We start from the raw sequence: 16,593 nt of genomic DNA on the forward strand, positions 1-16,593 counted from the left end.
GCCCCCGAGTTCTTCGGACCAAGCTCCGCGTCGGCTCCCGCACTCCACCTGCGGCGCGAGGGCACCGAAATCGAGCCAAAGGGATCCCAACCCTGGCGTCCGCCCCTCACCGCGGGAGATAATTCAACAGTCAACCAAATGGTCTGTCGGGTGGCCTCCCGGCGACCGCCCCGGCGACCTGGTCATCCCTCGTGCTCGACCCACAGCAGAGGAGAACTCACATGAGCTTCCCGCTCGTGCGCAACCCTGGCGAAGGCACCCTCTACCGCTATTACGACACCGTCCAGGAGCAGGTCGTGTCGACCTCCGAGACGGAAGGTGTGGCTACCGTGCTGCGGATGACCATGCGCCCGTCGGACGCGCCGCCCCTGCACAGCCACAGCCGGGAGGACGAAAGCTGGGTGATCCTGTCCGGCCGCGTCCGGTTCTGGGTCGGATCGGCCTCACTCGACGAGTGTGACGTCCATGACGCCGGGCCGGGCACCTACGTCTTCGGCCCCCGCCTGGTTCCCCACACCTTCCAGCCGATCACCTCGACGGCCGAGGTGTTGCAGATCAACAACCCCGGGGCCATCGAGGGCTACTTCCGGTCGGTCGGCTCCGCCGACGCGCGTCACGACACGGACCATACCGACCTGCTGGCCCAGTACGGCGTGACGCTCCTGGACGGCCCGCCGAAGGCCTGAGGCCGTTCTGGCGCGGGTCATCGCTCTGGGCGCCCCGGGCCCGAGACCGCCGCTGGGGTGGGTGAAAACTCAGCAGCACGCGCTACGTGATGCTCCTCTCCCCTGCCCACCGACCACACCGAGGCCAGCGTCCGAGACGCCCTTGACGGAGGCCGCACACAGGCTGCCACCACACCTCAAGCAGTCCCTGACCTGGAACCAGGGCTCCGAGGCGGCCGCCCATCACAGCTTCGCCATCACACGGACGTCCCGGTCTACTTCTGCGCTCCGGCAAGCCCCGCGCGGGAAAGAGCAGGCCGGCTTCCCAGATCAAGAGCTGCCAGCGGTACTACAACAAAGCCTGCAGCTATAAAATGGTCTGGCGCGGCAAGGGCTGGTATAACGCCAGGGCCTGGGAAGCCACCAAGGTCATGAAGTATGTCGCCCACCACGGACACTGCCCACCGGGTCAGCTCAAGAGTTGCCGCTGAGCGCAGGTCATCCAGGCGGAGCCGTCCTCCCGAAGCAGAACCGGGACGGCACCGCCTCCCGAAGGAGACACAGTGAAAGAACTCCGCTTCTGGGCGGCGATCGATGAACTGGAAGGATGCGCCGACGAAGCGACCGTCCACGAATTGCGGGAACTTCTGCTGGGCGAGGAGAAGACGGAGGTCGCAGCGTTCCAGGAACTCCTCAAAGGCTACGTCTGCGATGTACGCCGACGGGCGGACGAGGCGGGCGCCCCTTTGACCGAAGCGGAAGCGTCCGCCGTAGTGGCGGCCGACCGAAGCATATATCTCCGAATTCTGGACAACCCGGCCGCGTATCGGACCCGCGCCTGGGACGTCGAGGAAGCGCATCTCCTGCTGGAGGCCGCCCGGGACGTCTTGGACTTCGCCGAACGTCTCCCGGACTCTGAACCGGACTCCGAACCGGACTCGGCAACGGAGGTACGGCCGGGATGGCTCACCGTCCGCTTCGACTCGGACATCACGATTCCACCCGTCTACGAACGCGCCGTCGAGCACCTCGCGGAAAGCATCGATGCCTCTGCGACATGGCGGGGCTGGTGGGCAGCCGCCGACTCACCCTGCCTCTTCGTCACCCTGAAGGTGATGCACGCATCGGAGCACCGGGAGCCGCCACGCCTGCGCCGCGTGCACGACCTCGTGGAACTCGGCATCGACGTCGCCCCACAACGCATCCGCCGTCTCCGACTTCCCGGACGGGCCGCCCGGGCCACAGACGTCGCCCGAGACGACGTGCGAACATGCTTCGAGTCGGTGGCCGAGCAATTGGGTCTCGGGCCCATCCCGGCGCTCCCGTCCGACGAACAGCCGACCGCCACCTGAGATGATCGCGGCCATGGCCTCGGCCTGACGGTCAACAGCCAGCTCCACATCGTCCTGCACAGCCGCATCCTCATGGGGGATCGTTGCCGCCCGTCGCAACATCCCCCGCAGCTCCGCCTTCGAGGCGCTGCGCGCCCACACCGGCCACCACCAGCCCCGGCTGCAACGGATCGCCACGGAGGTGATCGAGCACGGGCCGCTGCCCGCCGTCCTCGCGCTTTTGGGACGACGAACGCACCTCCGGCCCTGACTGGAGCCAGGTGTGCGAGCGCTCGGCGATGTACAACTGGGTGACCACCACGGCCGGGAGCAGGATCTCCAGCTTCGCCAGCAAGTTCCGCCTGCTCGACAGGGGCAAGTACTGGGTGAAGGTTACGGGTCTCGAAAAGTGCGACGCGACTCAGGCCGTCATCAAGTGCGACATCCCGCTGACACGGCACTGACGTGAGTGAGTGGCGGCCGCAGGCCCTGATGCCTGCGGGTGCCGCTTGTGTGCAAGCCATGTATAGGGGGACTTGGTGTTTGGGCGGGCGCGCTCCGCGGTGCGCACAGCGTTCCGCCCGGTGTCCCGCTGGTTCGGAACAACGGATGGAGGGGCCGCCCTTTTCTCGTCTCCCGGTTAGCCACGGCGGAGCGGTGCGACCGGCACACCGCATGCGGCACAAAAGGCGATGCATGCCCCGAACTGCCATTGCTACACACCGTTGTACGGGCCGGTTCCCGTGTGCCTAGTACTCCAGTTGCGCTTCTCCATTTTCCCTGGTCAGCATGCCTGTTTAGAGTCTCGTGGTGGTTCGTGACTCACCCGATCGAGATGCGTTGAGCCTGCCATGGAGCTGGATAGCGAAGCAGGGCTGTGGGCCGCCGAGTTGCAGTCATTGCTGTTGCGGGTGGGCCAGCGGTTCGCCGCGTCGAGCCGCGGCGTCGGATGCAGGACTATGTGCGTGGGCTGCTCGGCCCGGTGGGCCGGAGGAACAGCTGGCAGCTCGCCGAGCACGCAGGCCATGCCACCCCGTACGGCTTGCAGCGGCTGCTGTCGTGGTGCCAGTGGGATCCAGACGAGATCCGTGATGACCTGCAGGACTACGTCGCCGATCGGCTCGGCCGACCCGACGGTGTCCTGATCGTGGACGACACCGGCTTCCTGAAGAAAGGCACGGTCTCAGCCGGAGTGCAGCGCCAATACCCGGGGACAGCCGGCCGCACAGAGAACTGCCAGATCGGCGTGTCCGCCGCCCGTGCCTCGGTGAGGGGGCGGGCTCTGGTGGACCGGGAGCTGTATCTGCCCAGGTCCTGGACCGATGACCCGGATCGGTGTCGCACGGCGAGAATTCCTGAGGACAGGTTCTTTGCGACGAAGCCCGAACTGGCGCGGGCAATGGTGCTGAGGGCACTCGACTCCGCGCTGCCGATCGCCTGGGTGACCGCCGATGCGGCCTACGGCCAGGAACGGGGCTTCCGGCGGATGCTGAATTGGATGAGCCCACAGCCGCCCTCGACGCCCGAGCCGAGCACCATGTGTTCACCGGCCTGCGGGACCTGGCCAAGGACAGGGCCGTCCTGCTGATCACACACCGGCTCGCCAACGTTGCTGTGGCCGACCGGATCGCCGTTCTCGACCAGGGCCGTCTGGTCCAGGAGGGAACGTACGCCCAGCTCACCCGCGAGCAAGGGCTCTTCCGGACCCTGTGGCGACTGGAGCAGCGCACCGGCGGTGCGCCCGGCCCTGTCTGACCCCTGGGCCCTCAGCCCTGAGCCCTGAGCTGGGACAGGGGGCAGGAAGAGGGCGGGATGGAAACGGTGTCGTACGGGGTAGGCGAGCGGGGCGACGCGGGGCGGCCCGGCGTGCTGCTCGAGAGAGGGTCAACGTATGCAATTCGACGACGATGCTGCTCTGGACACGTCCGAGGTCACGGACGGGCGGGGCGGTGGTCTTGGCGGGATCCCGGGCGGTGGGAAGACCATCGGCGGAGGACTGGTCGGCCTCGTGGTGGTGGTCGCGTCCGTGCTCCTGGGTGTCGACCCCGGCATGTTCAGCTCGGGCGGCGGCGACACGTCCTCGTCCGGCACGTCGGCCAGGGACCTCGCGGCGGACTGCCGGACGGGTGCCGACGCCAACCGCAAGGAGGAGTGCAGGATCGTCGCGGTGGTCGACAGCGTGCAGGCGTTCTGGAAGCAGACGGGGGCAGCCGCCGGCAAGCCCTACCAGCAGGCCCCGACGTACCTGTTCACCGGCCGTGTGAACACCGGCTGCGGGAGCGCGACGTCCGACGTCGGCCCCTTCTACTGCTCAGCCGACGACAAGGTCTATCTCGACCTGGGCTTCTTCGACGACCTGAGCAGCAAGTTCGGCGCCCAGGGCGGCCCGTTCGCCGAGGCCTACGTCATCGCGCACGAGTACGGCCACCACTTCCAGGACCTCAGCGGAACGATCTCCCGCGGCAGCGGGAAGGGCCAGGACAGCGGCTCGGTGAAACTCGAGTTGCAGGCGGACTGCTACGCCGGAGTGTGGGCCCACCACGCCACCACCACCCCCGACCCCAAGAGCGGCAAGCCGCTGATCACCGATCTGACGAAGGACGACATCAACCGCGGGCTGGACGCGGCCGCCGCCGTCGGGGACGACCGCATCCAGCAGCGCTACCAGGGCAAGGTCACCCCCGACACCTGGACCCACGGCTCCGCGAGCCAGCGCCAGCAGTGGTTCACCACCGGCTACCGCTCCGGCCGCGTCGCCAGCTGCAACACGTTCAGCTGACCACGCCGACGACCGGAGCCGGGAGGCCGGCCGACTGCCGCCGGGCGGCGCTCCGGGCGGGCCGTCCGTCGACGGCCCGCCCGGAGGTCTCGCGCGGCCCGGAGGTCCCGGGCCGTGTCGGCTACTTCAGACCGCTGTCCAGCGCGGTCATCAGCTGGCCGTTCGGGGTGTCACCGGACATCTCCCAGACGAAGCCGCCGAGCAGCCCCTTGGACTTGATCCAGGCCGTCTTCTTCCCGATCGACCAGGCGTCGTCGAAGGACCACCACTGGCCGCCCGGACCGGTGTAGCCGAACGTCGACACCGACTGTTCGTCGTGGCGGACGGTCATGGACGGGAAGCTGGTGATCAGGTTGTTGTAGCCGCGGACCCCGGCCTCGGTGTCGAACTGGCCGGGTGCGGCGCCGCCTGCGTCCTGCCACTCACCGGCGACGCCGCCGTCGGTGACGCCCTGCCAGCCGCGACCGTAGAAGGGGAAGCCCACCGCCAGCTTGCGCGGGTTGGCCCCGGCGTCGAGATAGGTCTTGATCGCGTTCTCGATGCTGAAGTGGAACGGGTAGGGGTCCTGGGCGTCGGTGTAGAGGTTGGACCCGTGACCGGTGCGCTTGGGTTCCCAGGAGTTGTCGCTGCCCGCGCCGTGGAAGTCGTACCCCTGCACGTCGGCGTAGTCGAGGGAGTCGAAGATCCGGCTCAGGTCCCAGCCGGCCGCGATCTTCACCGGGTCGGCCGGGGTGAAGGCGGTGAGCAGCTTGTGCTCGCCGCCGAGCGCGTCGAGCTGCTTGCGGAACTCGGCGAGCAGGGCGGTCAGGTTGTCCTTGTCCTGGGCGGCGTAGTGGTTGCCCGGGTGGCCTTCCGAGCCCGGCCACTCCCAGTCGATGTCGATGCCGTCGAAGATGCCCGCCGCGGTGCCGGGGCCGCCGGCGCCGTTGTAGACCGGCAGGTTGCCCTTGATCCACACGTCGATGCAGGACTCGACGAGCTTCTTCCGGGAGGCCGGCGTGGCGGCGGCGTCCGAGAAGAACTTCGAGTACGTCCAGCCGCCGAGCGACACCACGACCTTCAGCTTCGGGTACTTGGCCTTCAGCTTCTTCAACTGGTTCAGGTTGCCGCGCAGTTTGCCCCAGCCGTCGTCGGCGACCCCATCGACGGACTGGGCGGCGGACATGGGGCGCGCGTAGTCGGCGTCCGCGTCACCCGCGCCGGTGCCCTCGTCGGGGTCCTGCGGATTGCTGGAGACGCCCTTGGTCACGCCCGCCTGGCAGGTGAGGTTCTTGGGGTCGAGGTTCTCGAAGGCGTAGTTGATGACGTCGAGCTTGGCCGCGGAGCCGGAGGTGTCGAGGTTCTTCACGAAATACTGGCGCCCGTAGATGCCCCACTGCGCGAAGTACCCCACCTTGAGCTGCTTGCCCGTACCGGCCACGTCGTCGGTGGTGACGCTCACGGCGTTGGAGGCGGCCGACGAGTTGTCGGCGGTGTCCCGGGCCTTGACGGTGAAGGTGTAGGTGGTGGCCGGGGAGAGCCCGTCCACCGTGGCCGTCGTGGTGTCCGCCCCGACGGACTTCACCAGCGTGCCGCCGCGGTAGACGTCGTAGGCGGCCACCGCGACGTTGTCGGTGGACCCGTTCCAGGCCAGGCTGACGCCGGAGGCGGTCTTGCCGGTGGAGCGGAGGCTGCCCGGCGCGGTCGGCGGCGTCGGGTCGGTCGACGGGTCCACCGTCCTGACGGTCAGCGGGGCACTGGCCGGGCCCGTGTTCCCGCGCGTGTCCTTGGCCCGGACGGTGAAGGTGTACGACGTCGCCGGGGTCAGGCCGGTGACCGTCGCCGAGGTGCCGCTCGTGGTGGCGACGGTGTCGGAGCCGCTCTGCACCTCGTAGGAGGCCACGGTGTGGTCGCCCGGCTGGGCGGCGGTCCAGCTCAGCGCGGCCGAGCGCGCGGTGACCGCGGTCGCCTTCGGTGTGCCGGGGGCGGTGGGCGGGACGTCGGGGCTGCCGTCGCACTTGTCGCCGTTGACCGTGCAGCCGGTCGGAGTCCCGATCGCCCCGGTCGCCGTGAACCAGTAGCTGTAGGGCTCGGTGCTGCCGCCGGCCGGGACGTTCCCGTTGTAGAAGGCGTTCTTCACGGTCACGTGGCGCCCGGAAACGGTGGCGTCGCCGTAGTAGTTGCCGGTCAGGGTCACCCCGGCCGGCAGGTCGAACTCCAGGGTCCAGCCGTTGACCGCGGCCGTACCGCTGTTGCGGACGACGTACGTTCCCTTCCACCAGGACCCGTTGTCCTGGGTGGTGAAGGTCGCCGTCAGTCCTCCGGCCGCCTGGGCGGGTGCCGCGAGGGCGGTGAGCGCCCCGAGCGGCAGGAGCAGTACGGCCCCCAGGGCGACGATCCGCCGCCGTAACCGTCCGCAGCCGACGCTGGACGGCCGTGGTGCCCTCCTGGCGGGCAGCGGTGCGTTCCCGCGTCCCGGTCTTCTTCCGCGTGATGGTGTGCGCCTGTGGAACATGGCTCTCCCTGTCGTGGTGGGGTGGTACAGGGGCGAGACAAACCGTGCGCGCGCGTGCCCGGACAAGGGCAGCCGATGTACGAGGAGGGCCGGAGCAGGGCCCGGTGCCGCCTCGGCCAGGCGCCCACAACGTAGAAGGTCTGGACCAATGCGTCAACAGGTCCCGTCGGATACGAGGAGAGTCCGAGCCTGGGCCGGTCAGGCCGTCACGTGCCCCTGAGAGGGCGCGGCCGCCCCCTCGGGCGGGGTGTGGCGTCCCCGCCGGCCGGACGAGGCACGCCGGGCTCGCGTGGTGGGACAGGCAGGATGCCCTTACTTTCCGCCTATGTCCATCAATGACCGTGCGCCAGCGCCCGAGACCCCCTGAGCCGCCGTGGGCGTACTCAAGGACAATCCCACACTCGTCCTGTTCGCCGGCCTCGCGCTCGGCTACCTCGTCGGCAAGCTGCGCGTGGGGCCCCTCACCCTGGGCGGCGTCTGCGGGACGCTGATCGTCTCCCTGCTGCTCGGCGCCTGGACCGGGGCCAAGGTCTCCGACGACGTGAAGACCGTCTTCTTCGCGCTGTTCATCTTCGCCCTCGGCTACATGGCCGGACCGCAGTTCTTCCGCAACCTCAACCGCGGGAGCCTGCGGTTCTTCGCACTGTGCGGCATCGAGCTGGTCTGTGTGCTGGGCATCGCCCTCGGCCTCGCCAAGTGGTTCGACCTCGACGTCGGGACGGCGTCCGGCATCCTGGCCGGCGCGGCCACCGAGTCGATCGGTAAGCTGTCGCTGTCCGGCCTCACCCCGGCCCAGATCACGGAGTACCAGGGCAACGTCGCCACCGCCTACACGGTCTGCTACCTGTTCGGCCTGATCACGATCGTGCTCTACGCCAGCCAGATCATGCCGATGATGTTGCGCATCAACCTGCGTGACGCGTCGCGCGAGCTGTGGGAGCGCACGCGCGGCCGGAGCGGCCTGGACGCCGACGAGCGCCCCGCGCTGCCCGGCCTGGTGGGTCGCACGTTCCTGGTCACCGTCGCCGACGGCGGCACCGTCGGCGCGGTGCAGGAGGGCCAGGGCGGCCGGGTCACCGTCGAGTCCGTCAAGCGGGGCAGCGTGATCCTCGACGTCACACCCGACCTGGAGCTGATCCTCTCCGACCTGGTGCTCGTCGTCGGCCGCCGGGCGAACGTGATCGAGGCGGGCCGGCTGATCGGGCTGGAGACATCCGGGGTGCCCGGCCTGGACTCGCCACTGGCCACGCAGCAGGTGTCCGTCACGGAGCACCAGTCCGCACCCGCCGGCGGATCCCGTCGATCAGCTTCCGTCGATCCACCGGCGGCCTGCCCAACACCATCACTGGCAACAACGGCGCCAGCGCCGCCCACTGCTCGTCAGAAACATCCCCTCGCCCCACACCTAGATCATCACGTTGTGGGACGAAGGACAAAGCCCACTTTCAAAACACGGCCTAGCCGCGCATACAGGAGGGCGGCGCAGCCAGGGGGGTGGGTGCTTCGTGCGGTGGGTCTTCCGGCGAGGGCCCGCCCCGCTCAGCCAAGGCGTATTGGCGGCCCTCACCGTGCTGCTGCCTCCCGTGCGGGCTGATCCGCCAGGGGCCTGGCCCGTCGGGTCGGTGAGGACGGCCGTCCACGGTGGGATGCCCGCCGCGGCCGCAGACGGCGGCCCCCCACCGAACGCTCCGCCGTGCGATAGCACGAGGCCAGAGCCGGACGCGCGTCGCATAGGTCTCGGCCGTATTGCGGACATCGCGTCCATCGGTCACTGGAGACACCTCCGCGCATGCTCTGATCACGTGGCCGTGGCTGCTGTCTGGTTGGCGGCGACCGCCCTCGCCAACAGTGCCGGGTCGGCCAGAGTGGCGGTGTGGCGCAGCATGTAGGAGACGTTGTTGAACGCGCGCGTGACGTTCCCGTCGAGGAGAGTGGCGGCCGTGATCTGTTCCACGGCCCACCGCTGCCGCGCGATGTCCTCCGGCACGTCGGTGCCGTCCCGGGCGTCGAGGCGGGCGGCGTCACCCCCGGCTGAGACCGCCCAGGCGGCGTCCACGACCACCTGCTGGAGACGGAAGAACTCATGGGCCACCGAGCCCAGGTCGGGGCCACCGCCGAGGTAGGAGGCCAGGCAGGAAGCGTGCAGCGCGGCGGAGCTCATGCCCTGGCCGTAGATCGGGTTGAACGACGCCACGGCGTCCCCCACGCTGACCAGGCGTGCGGGAAAGCGGCTCACGTCGGTGAAGTGGCGTCGTCGGGACTCGGCTTGGTGGTAGGTCACCACGTCGCCGATGACGGCGCTGGCGGTGGCCGTGGTGAAGATCGAGGGCAGTTTGGCGCACGCCTCGCGGAAGGCGTCGACCGTCCGGCCGGGCCGGCTGTCGCCGTACCCCATCAGCATGACGATCCACCGTTCGTCCTCGATCGGATTCGCCGCCGCGACGGACACCCCGCCCGAGGGGTACTCCGGCGAGAAGAGCGCCAGGGCGCCGGGAGCCTCCAGGTCGGCGACGTCCGCCGGCCGCTCGAACAGGGCCGTCGCGTAGTTGATGGGGGCTTCCAGCCGCTCCAGCCCGGGCTGGTCGTAGCCGTCCTGCCCGAGCCAGCTGGACAGCCTGCTGGAGCGCCCCATAGCGTCCACGACGAAGTCCGCGTCGAGCACCCCCGTGCCATCGTCGCCGTGATCCCCGCCGTCGGTCACGACATAGCAGACCGCGCTGACGGCGCTGACGGCGTCGTCGCGGTAGCGCAGTCCGGTCGCCCGCCCCCGCAGGACGGACACGTTGGGGAGGGACGTGACCCGGTTCCGGATCAGGGTCTCCAGCAGGGGGCGCCCGATCGCGAGCAGCCGGTGGTCCTCACCGTCAGGCGCCTGTGGCACGCCGTCGATGGAGGTGACCCCCTTGCCGGGCACCAAGCACGCGCCCCGGTCCTGCGCTTCCTTCGTGAACCCCGGAACCCACCGCTCCAACCACAGATGGCCGGCCGGGAGCAGCGTGTGCACCTGCTGGTCCTGGGGCACTCCGGGACGCGGCCCGGTTTCCGCCGAGACGTCGTCGGGCTCGATGACGACGACCCGGCGTGCGCGGTCGGAGAGCACCCGTGCCGCCAGGAGACCCGCGATGCTGCCGCCGATCACACAGGCCGTGTCGAACAGTACGGGTACGTCGCCGGGCGGGTCGGCGTGGACGAGCTTCTCGAAGAGGGAGACCGCGGAATCGGTCATGAGACGTGCTCCAGTGGCTCAGTGGCGCAGTGGCTGAAGAAATGCGCATCGCAGCGCGCGCTCCGGTGCGGAGACCGGCCCCCCGAAGGGCCCGTTGCGGCCACTCTCGCTCGCTCCGGCCGTCGGCGTCTTGTTCCGGCGTGCCACTCGGGCTTGTATTTTTCTGCCACGCCCGGGACTCGCAGGCCGCACATGTACGCTGCGCCGGTGGACAGCACCGTCAGCACATCGTCCTGGCAGGTGGGCGCCGCCTCGCCACCAGCCGTCGACATCGCCGTGCCCTACGCCGACGAGAACCGGAACCATGTACTGCTCAGCGAATGGCGCCGCCAGGGGGGCGAGTCGTTACCGGCGCCCCCGCTGATGCTGCCGCGGCACAACGAAGGGACGTACCGGGTCCGCATCCGGACCCAGCGAATACTCGACGTCTCCATCGAGGACCAGTACAGCGACGCGATCGCCGGGGACACCGGTGGCCCTGGCGGCCACCTCGAGTCCATGATCGTCACTCACATCATGCTCAGCGGCGAGTTGCGATTCGCCTCGCGGAAACGGCAGTCCAGGGTGGGAGCCGGAGCCCTGTGCATCCGCAGGAACGAGGAACCCTGGGACTTCGAGTACGCCCGGGATACGCGAGCGGTCGTGGTGGGCGTGCCCGCGAGCGCCCTCCGTTTCCCGTCGAACACCCTCGCCGTCACCGCCGATCAGGCGTCTCCCGCCGCACGGTTGCTCCTTGGCCAGCTCCGTCTCTTCGCGGAGCTGTCGGACGAGCTCGGGCCCGCGGCCGCCACGGCGGCGCGGGACGCGACAGCCGCGCTGTTCCAAGGGCTGGTGAACGACCAGGTCGTGGATGACGCGGACTTCACTCCGGCGCTCTTCGAAGCGGCGCGGGCGTACATCGAGGACCGGCTGCTCGACGATCCGGACCTGAACCCCCGAGTCATCGCGGACGCGCTCCGGGTGTCGGTCCGCACGCTCTACCGTGTCTTCGCCCAGCAGGCGGCGTCGTCGGTCATGGCGTACGTCCGTGAACGACGCCTCGATCGCGCGCGGGCGGAGCTCGTCTCCACGCGCCTGACCGTGTCCGAAGTGGCCGCCCGCTGGCATTTCGCGGACGGCAGCCACTTCGTCAAGGCGTACAAGAAGCGCTTCGGCGAAACACCGACTGCCGGCCGACGGGGCTGACTGCTCTTCACGCGACACAGCGGCACTACTCGATCGTGGGTATCCAACGACTGGGGCTCCAGGTTGGTGTGCGGGGGAATCTCCTCGCGGAGGGCGGGTGCGCTGGATCGGCCGGACGGACCGTTCGATGGCGCGAACGCACCGGGACGAAATCACGCACGCGCAGCAACAGCACCACAAAGAGATACGGCGCCATACCACTCATACGCCGCTCCCCCGCGATGGAAGCGGGGGGTGCGGGCGGCTGCGTTCACCAACGCGGCCATCTGACCGGCAGCCGTACCCGAGTGACCTGTCGGATGAAGCGTGGGATCTCAGCACGTGCTGCCCGGTGAGCAGGCCGGCTGCTCGTGCGCCGACAACCAGTGCAGCCCGAGGAATAGATGTAGATCATGGAACGTTGCGTGGCGCATGACGACGAGAAGTGTTGACGGCGCGTCAGTTCCCTTGCTGGATGCCGCTCGTACGGCGGCGAGGCAAGCAGCGGTCGAAGCCGCCGCGACCGAGCGGGATCGGCGGATCACCGGCGTGAGTGCCGCCGCCGCTCGGGCTGCGGGCGCGTTCGCCTTGGGCGTCCGCCGAGCCGATGGAGGGATCGAGGCCGACCTCAGCACGAGGTCCGGTTCCTGGCTGAGCTCGGACGGGGCTGCCCGTCGACGGCGTGGGTCGCGGCCACGAACCTCGAGGCCAAGCGGGTGTTGCAGATCGGCACGTCCGACGAGGCGTACGCGGATGCGTTTCGCGATGTCGACAGCGTGGCGTGCGCGTCCGCTCGACCGGGGACGGCCGTCCGTGAGCCCGGCGGTCTGCGCATCTCCGGCCGATGGTCGTACGCTTCGGGATGTGAACTAGCGGAGTGGGCGCTACTTTCCGTGCAACTCCCTGGGGAGGGTGACCGCCCGCCGCAGCCCCTTGCGGTGTTGGCCCGCACCCGGGATCTGACCATCGACCGGGACTGGCACATGGCAGGGCTGTGCGGCACCGGAAGCCACACTCTCGTCGGCGACGACGTGTGGATCCCCGACTCTCACCGGCTCGACCTGCCCCGGATCGCCGTTGCGACATCCAACATCGCGACAGCGGTCACGCTGTTCGCTCCCCTATGGGGTGCCGCGCGCGGCGCTCTCGACATCGTGGTCGATGTCCTTGCCAAGCGGACGTCGCCGAACCCCGCCCACCCCACGCTGGCCGACTCTCCCGGCGCCCGGAGGAACCTCGCCGTCGCCGCGCACAAGATAGACACCGCTGAACGGCGCATGCTCGGGATCGCCGCCGCGGTCGACGCCACGCAGCCCGGCGAGGTGCTTGCGGCCGAAGAGCGGGCGCGGCTCCGAATGGATCTGATCGCCGCGGTGCGGGAATGTCGTAGCGCCATGGAGGACTTGCTGGACCTGCACGGATCCACCGGCCTGGACAGCTCCAACCCGTTGCAGCGGTACTGGAGGGACTTCGCGGTGGGGTCGCGGCACGTCCAGTTCACCTCCCACGTCGTAGAAGAGGACTACGGCGTACTTCTGCTCAGCATCGACGAAGCACCCTCCGGGATGCTCTGAGGAAGTCCCGTGTTCCCGGCCGTGGTGTGGAGGCCGCGAACGGTGAGCTGCGTACGTGCCCGCCATTCAGTGGGTTCTGTCCCAGCCCTGCTAGAGCCGCCTGGGGCGCAGGGTGCTGTCCGGGCGCAGGGTGCCGTCGTCGTCGAGGTCGTCCAGTACGGCGGGCAGGCCCTTGGTGAGCATCTTGGTGCGGACGGTACCGAGGATCTTGGCCATGAAGAATCCTCCGGTGCCGGTGAAGCCGGTGTGGTGGTAGGTGAAACGTGTCCCGCCGCCGTGCGGCGCGAGTCGGTAGGCGACCTCCGTCACCTCGCCGCCGCCCTCGTCCTGCCAGGAGTAGCGCAGCAGCGAGGGCTCCCGTGCCTCCAACACCTCGCACAGCACCACGCCGCTCCACCCCGGCTTCGGCTTCGCGATGAACTTGAACGTGGTGCCGACCGTGGCCGTGAAGCCCTCCGGGCGTGCGCCGGCGCCGGTGGCCGTCCATAGCGGGATCAGTTCTGGGTCGGTCACGGCGCGCCAGACCTTCTGCGACGGGTGAGCGTAGTCGCGGACGATGTGGATGGTGCTCATGGCGGGCTCCTCGCGCCTCGGTGACAAGCACAGCATACTTACAGTCAATGTAAATTTACAGCGACAGTAATTTATTGAGTGCGGGACTACGCTGGACCCATGAGCATGCGCACTGTGGACTGGACGGCCTTGCGTCGTGACGCGGAACCCGCCGCCGAGGGACTGCGGGAGCGCAAGAAGCGGCTTTTGCGGCGGCAGCTGTCGGACACGGCCACCGAGATGTTCATGGAACGGGGCTTCGACGCCGTGCGTGTCTCCGAGATCGCCGAAGCCTGCGGGGTGTCGGAGAAGACTGTGTTCAACTACTTCCCCACCAAGGAGTCCCTCGTCCTGGACCTGAGCGAGGCCACGTTGGACTCCCTGCGGACCACGCTGGCCGATCCGGATCTGCGGCCGGTCGAGGCCGTGCTGCAGATCTTGTCCGGCGAGCTGGCGGGCATCACATCCTGGCTGGCCGAACAGGACGACCTGGCCCAGGCAAAAAACATGCTCCTGCGCTTCGGCATGCTGATCAGATCCACTCCGTCCCTGCGGGCCTACCAGCGCGACATGGTTGACCAGCAGATCGCCGTAGCCGCTGAAGTCCTGGCTCGGCGCAACGAAATGAGCCCGGACGACCCTGAACCACAGATCGCCGCAACCGCCCTGCTCGCCCTGTGGCCCATCCAGTTCCGGGCGCTACGCAAACACCTGAGCCGCGTTCAAGCTCCCGAGGAGTTGCACGACATGGTGAGCGCCGACGTCCAACGCGCAGCCCGACTCATCGACACGGGACTGACCTCGCTCGCCCCTGCCCGGCAGAGCAAGTGAAACGGTCAGCCGGTCGCGGGTGGCGCACGGAGTTCCTAGGCATATCCAGGTGTGCCGGGCAGTCAGTAACGCGGCTCGAAGCCGACACCGTACAGCCCCCAAAAAAGCGACCGGCGCTCTGGAAGGGCGAGTCTCGGCGTTGTCACTTGCGGCTGTAGAACTGTCGTGCAGAACAAGGGCGCTCAACGCGCCGGACACCTCGTACGGCGGGAGCAGGCAAGCACATGCGAACCAAGGACGACCACCTCACCGAGCTCTACGGGCTCCCTGCCTTCACATTCCCCGAGGAGCGGCACGCGGCCGGCGTCGTGCTGCCCGAGGCCGACGCCGTGGCCTGGCGGATCGGATACGAGCGAGGGACCGCCGACGAGCGGTGGACGGACACCTTCGAGCGGCTGTGCGCGGCCGTGGACAGCGCGCGCATCCGTGCGCTGATCATCGGCATCTGGGGAGACCCGGAGGACACCGAACCCGATGAGGTCATGAGTGCGCTCCTGGGCGCACGGGACCGGCTGACCGGGCTGCGATCCCTTTACTTCGGCGACATCACCGACGAGGAGTGCCGGATCGCCCGGATCGGCCAGACCGACGTCACGCCGCTGCTCGCGAGCTATCCGGCGCTGGAGGAGTTCTCGGTCCGGGCCGGTGAGTCCTACGACATGGAAGGGCTGCACCCGCTCAGGTTCCCCCGCATACGCCACGACGCGCTGCGCAGGCTCATCATCGAAAGCGCGGGGCTGCGCGGCCACGTCCTGCGCGGGGTGGGCGAGAGCGAGCTACCCGCGCTGGAGCATCTCGAACTGTGGCTGGGGGCGCGCGAGGACGGGGGTGACGGCGAGATCACCGACCTCGCGGGGATCCTGTCCGGACAACGGCTGCCCCGGCTGCGGACCCTCGCCCTGCGCAACAGCGAGATGCAGGACGAGGTCGCGGCGGCCTTGGGGACCGCACCCGTCGTCGCCGGGCTCGACGTACTCGACCTGTCGCTCGGCACGCTGACCGATACCGGCGCCGAGGCGCTGCTCAGCGGGCAGCCGCTGACCCATCTCAGAAAGCTCGACCTGCACCACAACTACCTGAGCGAGCCGATGAGACAGCGTGTCCGGGACGCACTCGAACCAGCCGGCGTCGAAGTCGACCTCGACTCGTCCGACGCCGAGGCGGACGAGGACGAGAACGGTGTGCCGGTGCTCAGCATCAGTGTGGGCCCGCTCACGTACTGACCATCCTGCCGGGCGCGCTGCCGGCCCGGATCCGTCCGGCACCGCCCCGGAGTCCCCCCAGTCCGGGCGCGCCCGTCCTTCGTGTTGTTCACCCCGGACCCCCGCCCGGTGGCCCGGGTCGACCGGCTCCACCCACATGTTCCGAGGGTCATGGGGAACCCCAGCATCGCCCAGCGGGCCGGTGAAGCGGCAGGGCACCCCCTCCCCGTGCCGGGAACGGTGGTGACAACGGGCCTCGTAACTGGGTGTGGGTTGCCGGAGCAAGCCGTCCGCGAGGACGCCGGACACCGGAGACGGCCCAGTCGCCGGAACCGCTGGAGGCGGAGAACGCGGCCTTGCGGAAGAAGGCGGCCACATATTTCGCCGGGGAGACACGCTGGTGAACCGCTTCCAGCACGTCGCCGACCGGGCCGCCCGACGCACAACTGGCCGCCCGAACATGGGCAGTACACCAGGAATCGGACGGCACCTGTGGAGTCCCGCGCATCACCGCCAAGCTACGCGAGACCAACGGTGAGGTGGCCAATCACCAACGAGTCACCCGGACCATGCGGGACAGCGAAAGCCAAAGGGTGCCGGTGGCGCCACCGGCACCGCACCACCGTCCCCGATCCGGCTGCGGCCGAAGCCCCGGACCTGGTCCACCGGGACTTCACCACCATCCGCAGCCTGCAGATCAACAAGAGTCGGCAGAGCATGAGCGCGGCCCCCAGCGGAGCTCTAAGCCTGGTCTCAGGTTGATCGGCGACAATGA

Annotated in this window: 12 protein-coding genes and 4 pseudogenes; 11 read left to right on the forward strand and 5 right to left on the reverse strand. The window is 69.0% G+C overall.

Features of this window, described 5'->3' with window-relative positions:
- Window positions 1–221: 221 nt before the first annotated feature.
- Together ABZ877_RS32180 and ABZ877_RS32185 are read left to right on the forward strand one after the other, a co-directional pair.
- Window positions 222–686, forward strand: coding sequence for a cupin domain-containing protein (locus ABZ877_RS32180; RefSeq protein WP_361078498.1), 465 nt, complete (start codon window positions 222–224; stop codon window positions 684–686).
- Between the two features lie 542 nt (window positions 687–1,228).
- The gene (locus tag ABZ877_RS32185) at window positions 1,229–2,017 is read left to right on the forward strand and encodes a hypothetical protein (protein WP_361078501.1); all 789 of its coding nucleotides are present in this window, start codon (window positions 1,229–1,231) and stop codon (window positions 2,015–2,017) included.
- Between the two features lie 70 nt (window positions 2,018–2,087).
- Here the strand turns inward: ABZ877_RS32185 and ABZ877_RS32190 are convergent, their stop codons facing one another.
- Window positions 2,088–2,351, reverse strand: coding sequence for a hypothetical protein (locus ABZ877_RS32190; protein ID WP_361078503.1), 264 nt, complete (start codon window positions 2,349–2,351; stop codon window positions 2,088–2,090).
- Between the two features lie 496 nt (window positions 2,352–2,847).
- Between ABZ877_RS32190 and ABZ877_RS32195 the strand changes: the two are divergent.
- From ABZ877_RS32195 to ABZ877_RS32205, 3 genes and pseudogenes are all read left to right on the forward strand, one after another.
- Window positions 2,848–3,470, forward strand: a pseudogene (locus tag ABZ877_RS32195) (IS701 family transposase); the annotation flags it as partial.
- 20 nt (window positions 3,471–3,490) lie between these two features.
- Window positions 3,491–3,751 (forward strand): annotated as a pseudogene (locus tag ABZ877_RS32200) (ABC transporter); the annotation flags it as partial.
- Between the two features lie 136 nt (window positions 3,752–3,887).
- Complete coding sequence (locus tag ABZ877_RS32205; RefSeq protein ID WP_361078506.1) at window positions 3,888–4,775, forward strand: neutral zinc metallopeptidase; 888 nt, start codon at window positions 3,888–3,890, stop codon at window positions 4,773–4,775.
- Between the two features lie 121 nt (window positions 4,776–4,896).
- Here ABZ877_RS32205 and ABZ877_RS32210 read toward each other — a convergent pair whose 3' ends face one another.
- Window positions 4,897–7,269, reverse strand: coding sequence for a glycosyl hydrolase family 18 protein (locus ABZ877_RS32210; RefSeq protein ID WP_361078509.1), 2,373 nt, complete (start codon window positions 7,267–7,269; stop codon window positions 4,897–4,899).
- Window positions 7,270–7,642: 373 nt separating this feature from the next.
- Here ABZ877_RS32210 and ABZ877_RS32215 point away from each other — a divergent pair.
- Window positions 7,643–8,557: pseudogene (locus ABZ877_RS32215) on the forward strand (aspartate-alanine antiporter); the annotation flags it as partial.
- Here the strand turns inward: ABZ877_RS32215 and ABZ877_RS32220 are convergent.
- Both ABZ877_RS32220 and ABZ877_RS32225 read right to left on the reverse strand, forming a co-directional pair.
- Complete coding sequence (locus ABZ877_RS32220) at window positions 8,532–8,612, reverse strand: hypothetical protein (protein WP_361078627.1); 81 nt, start codon at window positions 8,610–8,612, stop codon at window positions 8,532–8,534. The pseudogene ABZ877_RS32215 and the gene ABZ877_RS32220 overlap by 26 nt on opposite strands.
- Window positions 8,613–9,067: 455 nt before the next feature.
- Window positions 9,068–10,495 (reverse strand): FAD-dependent monooxygenase, encoded by a 1,428-nt coding sequence (locus tag ABZ877_RS32225; RefSeq protein ID WP_361078511.1) that lies wholly within the window; start codon window positions 10,493–10,495, stop codon window positions 9,068–9,070.
- A 207-nt stretch (window positions 10,496–10,702) separates the two neighbouring features.
- On the opposite strand from ABZ877_RS32225, the gene ABZ877_RS32230 reads away from it, so the two are divergent.
- Entirely contained in the window at window positions 10,703–11,680 is a 978-nt protein-coding gene (locus ABZ877_RS32230) for an AraC family transcriptional regulator (RefSeq protein ID WP_361078514.1), read from the forward strand.
- 920 nt (window positions 11,681–12,600) lie between these two features.
- Entirely contained in the window at window positions 12,601–13,233 is a 633-nt protein-coding gene (locus tag ABZ877_RS32235; RefSeq protein WP_361078517.1) for an acyl-CoA dehydrogenase family protein, read from the forward strand.
- A 90-nt stretch (window positions 13,234–13,323) separates the two neighbouring features.
- On the opposite strand, the gene ABZ877_RS32240 is transcribed toward ABZ877_RS32235, so the two are convergent.
- Window positions 13,324–13,806 carry an SRPBCC domain-containing protein gene (locus tag ABZ877_RS32240; protein ID WP_361078520.1) on the reverse strand — a complete coding sequence of 161 codons (483 nt, stop codon included), beginning with the start codon at window positions 13,804–13,806 and terminating at the stop codon, window positions 13,324–13,326.
- Window positions 13,807–13,905: 99 nt separating this feature from the next.
- On the opposite strand from ABZ877_RS32240, the gene ABZ877_RS32245 reads away from it, so the two are divergent.
- The 3 genes and pseudogenes from ABZ877_RS32245 to ABZ877_RS32255 all read left to right on the forward strand — a co-directional run.
- Entirely contained in the window at window positions 13,906–14,616 is a 711-nt protein-coding gene (locus ABZ877_RS32245; RefSeq protein ID WP_361078523.1) for a TetR family transcriptional regulator, read from the forward strand.
- 224 nt (window positions 14,617–14,840) lie between these two features.
- Window positions 14,841–15,839, forward strand: coding sequence for an STM4015 family protein (locus ABZ877_RS32250; RefSeq protein WP_361078526.1), 999 nt, complete (start codon window positions 14,841–14,843; stop codon window positions 15,837–15,839).
- 260 nt (window positions 15,840–16,099) lie between these two features.
- A pseudogene (locus ABZ877_RS32255) lies at window positions 16,100–16,496 on the forward strand (transposase); the annotation flags it as partial.
- Window positions 16,497–16,593: the final 97 nt, after the last annotated feature.

The sequence above is a fragment of the Streptomyces sp. NPDC046939 genome, assembly GCF_040644575.1.
In the GTDB taxonomy this organism is placed as follows: domain Bacteria; phylum Actinomycetota; class Actinomycetes; order Streptomycetales; family Streptomycetaceae; genus Streptomyces.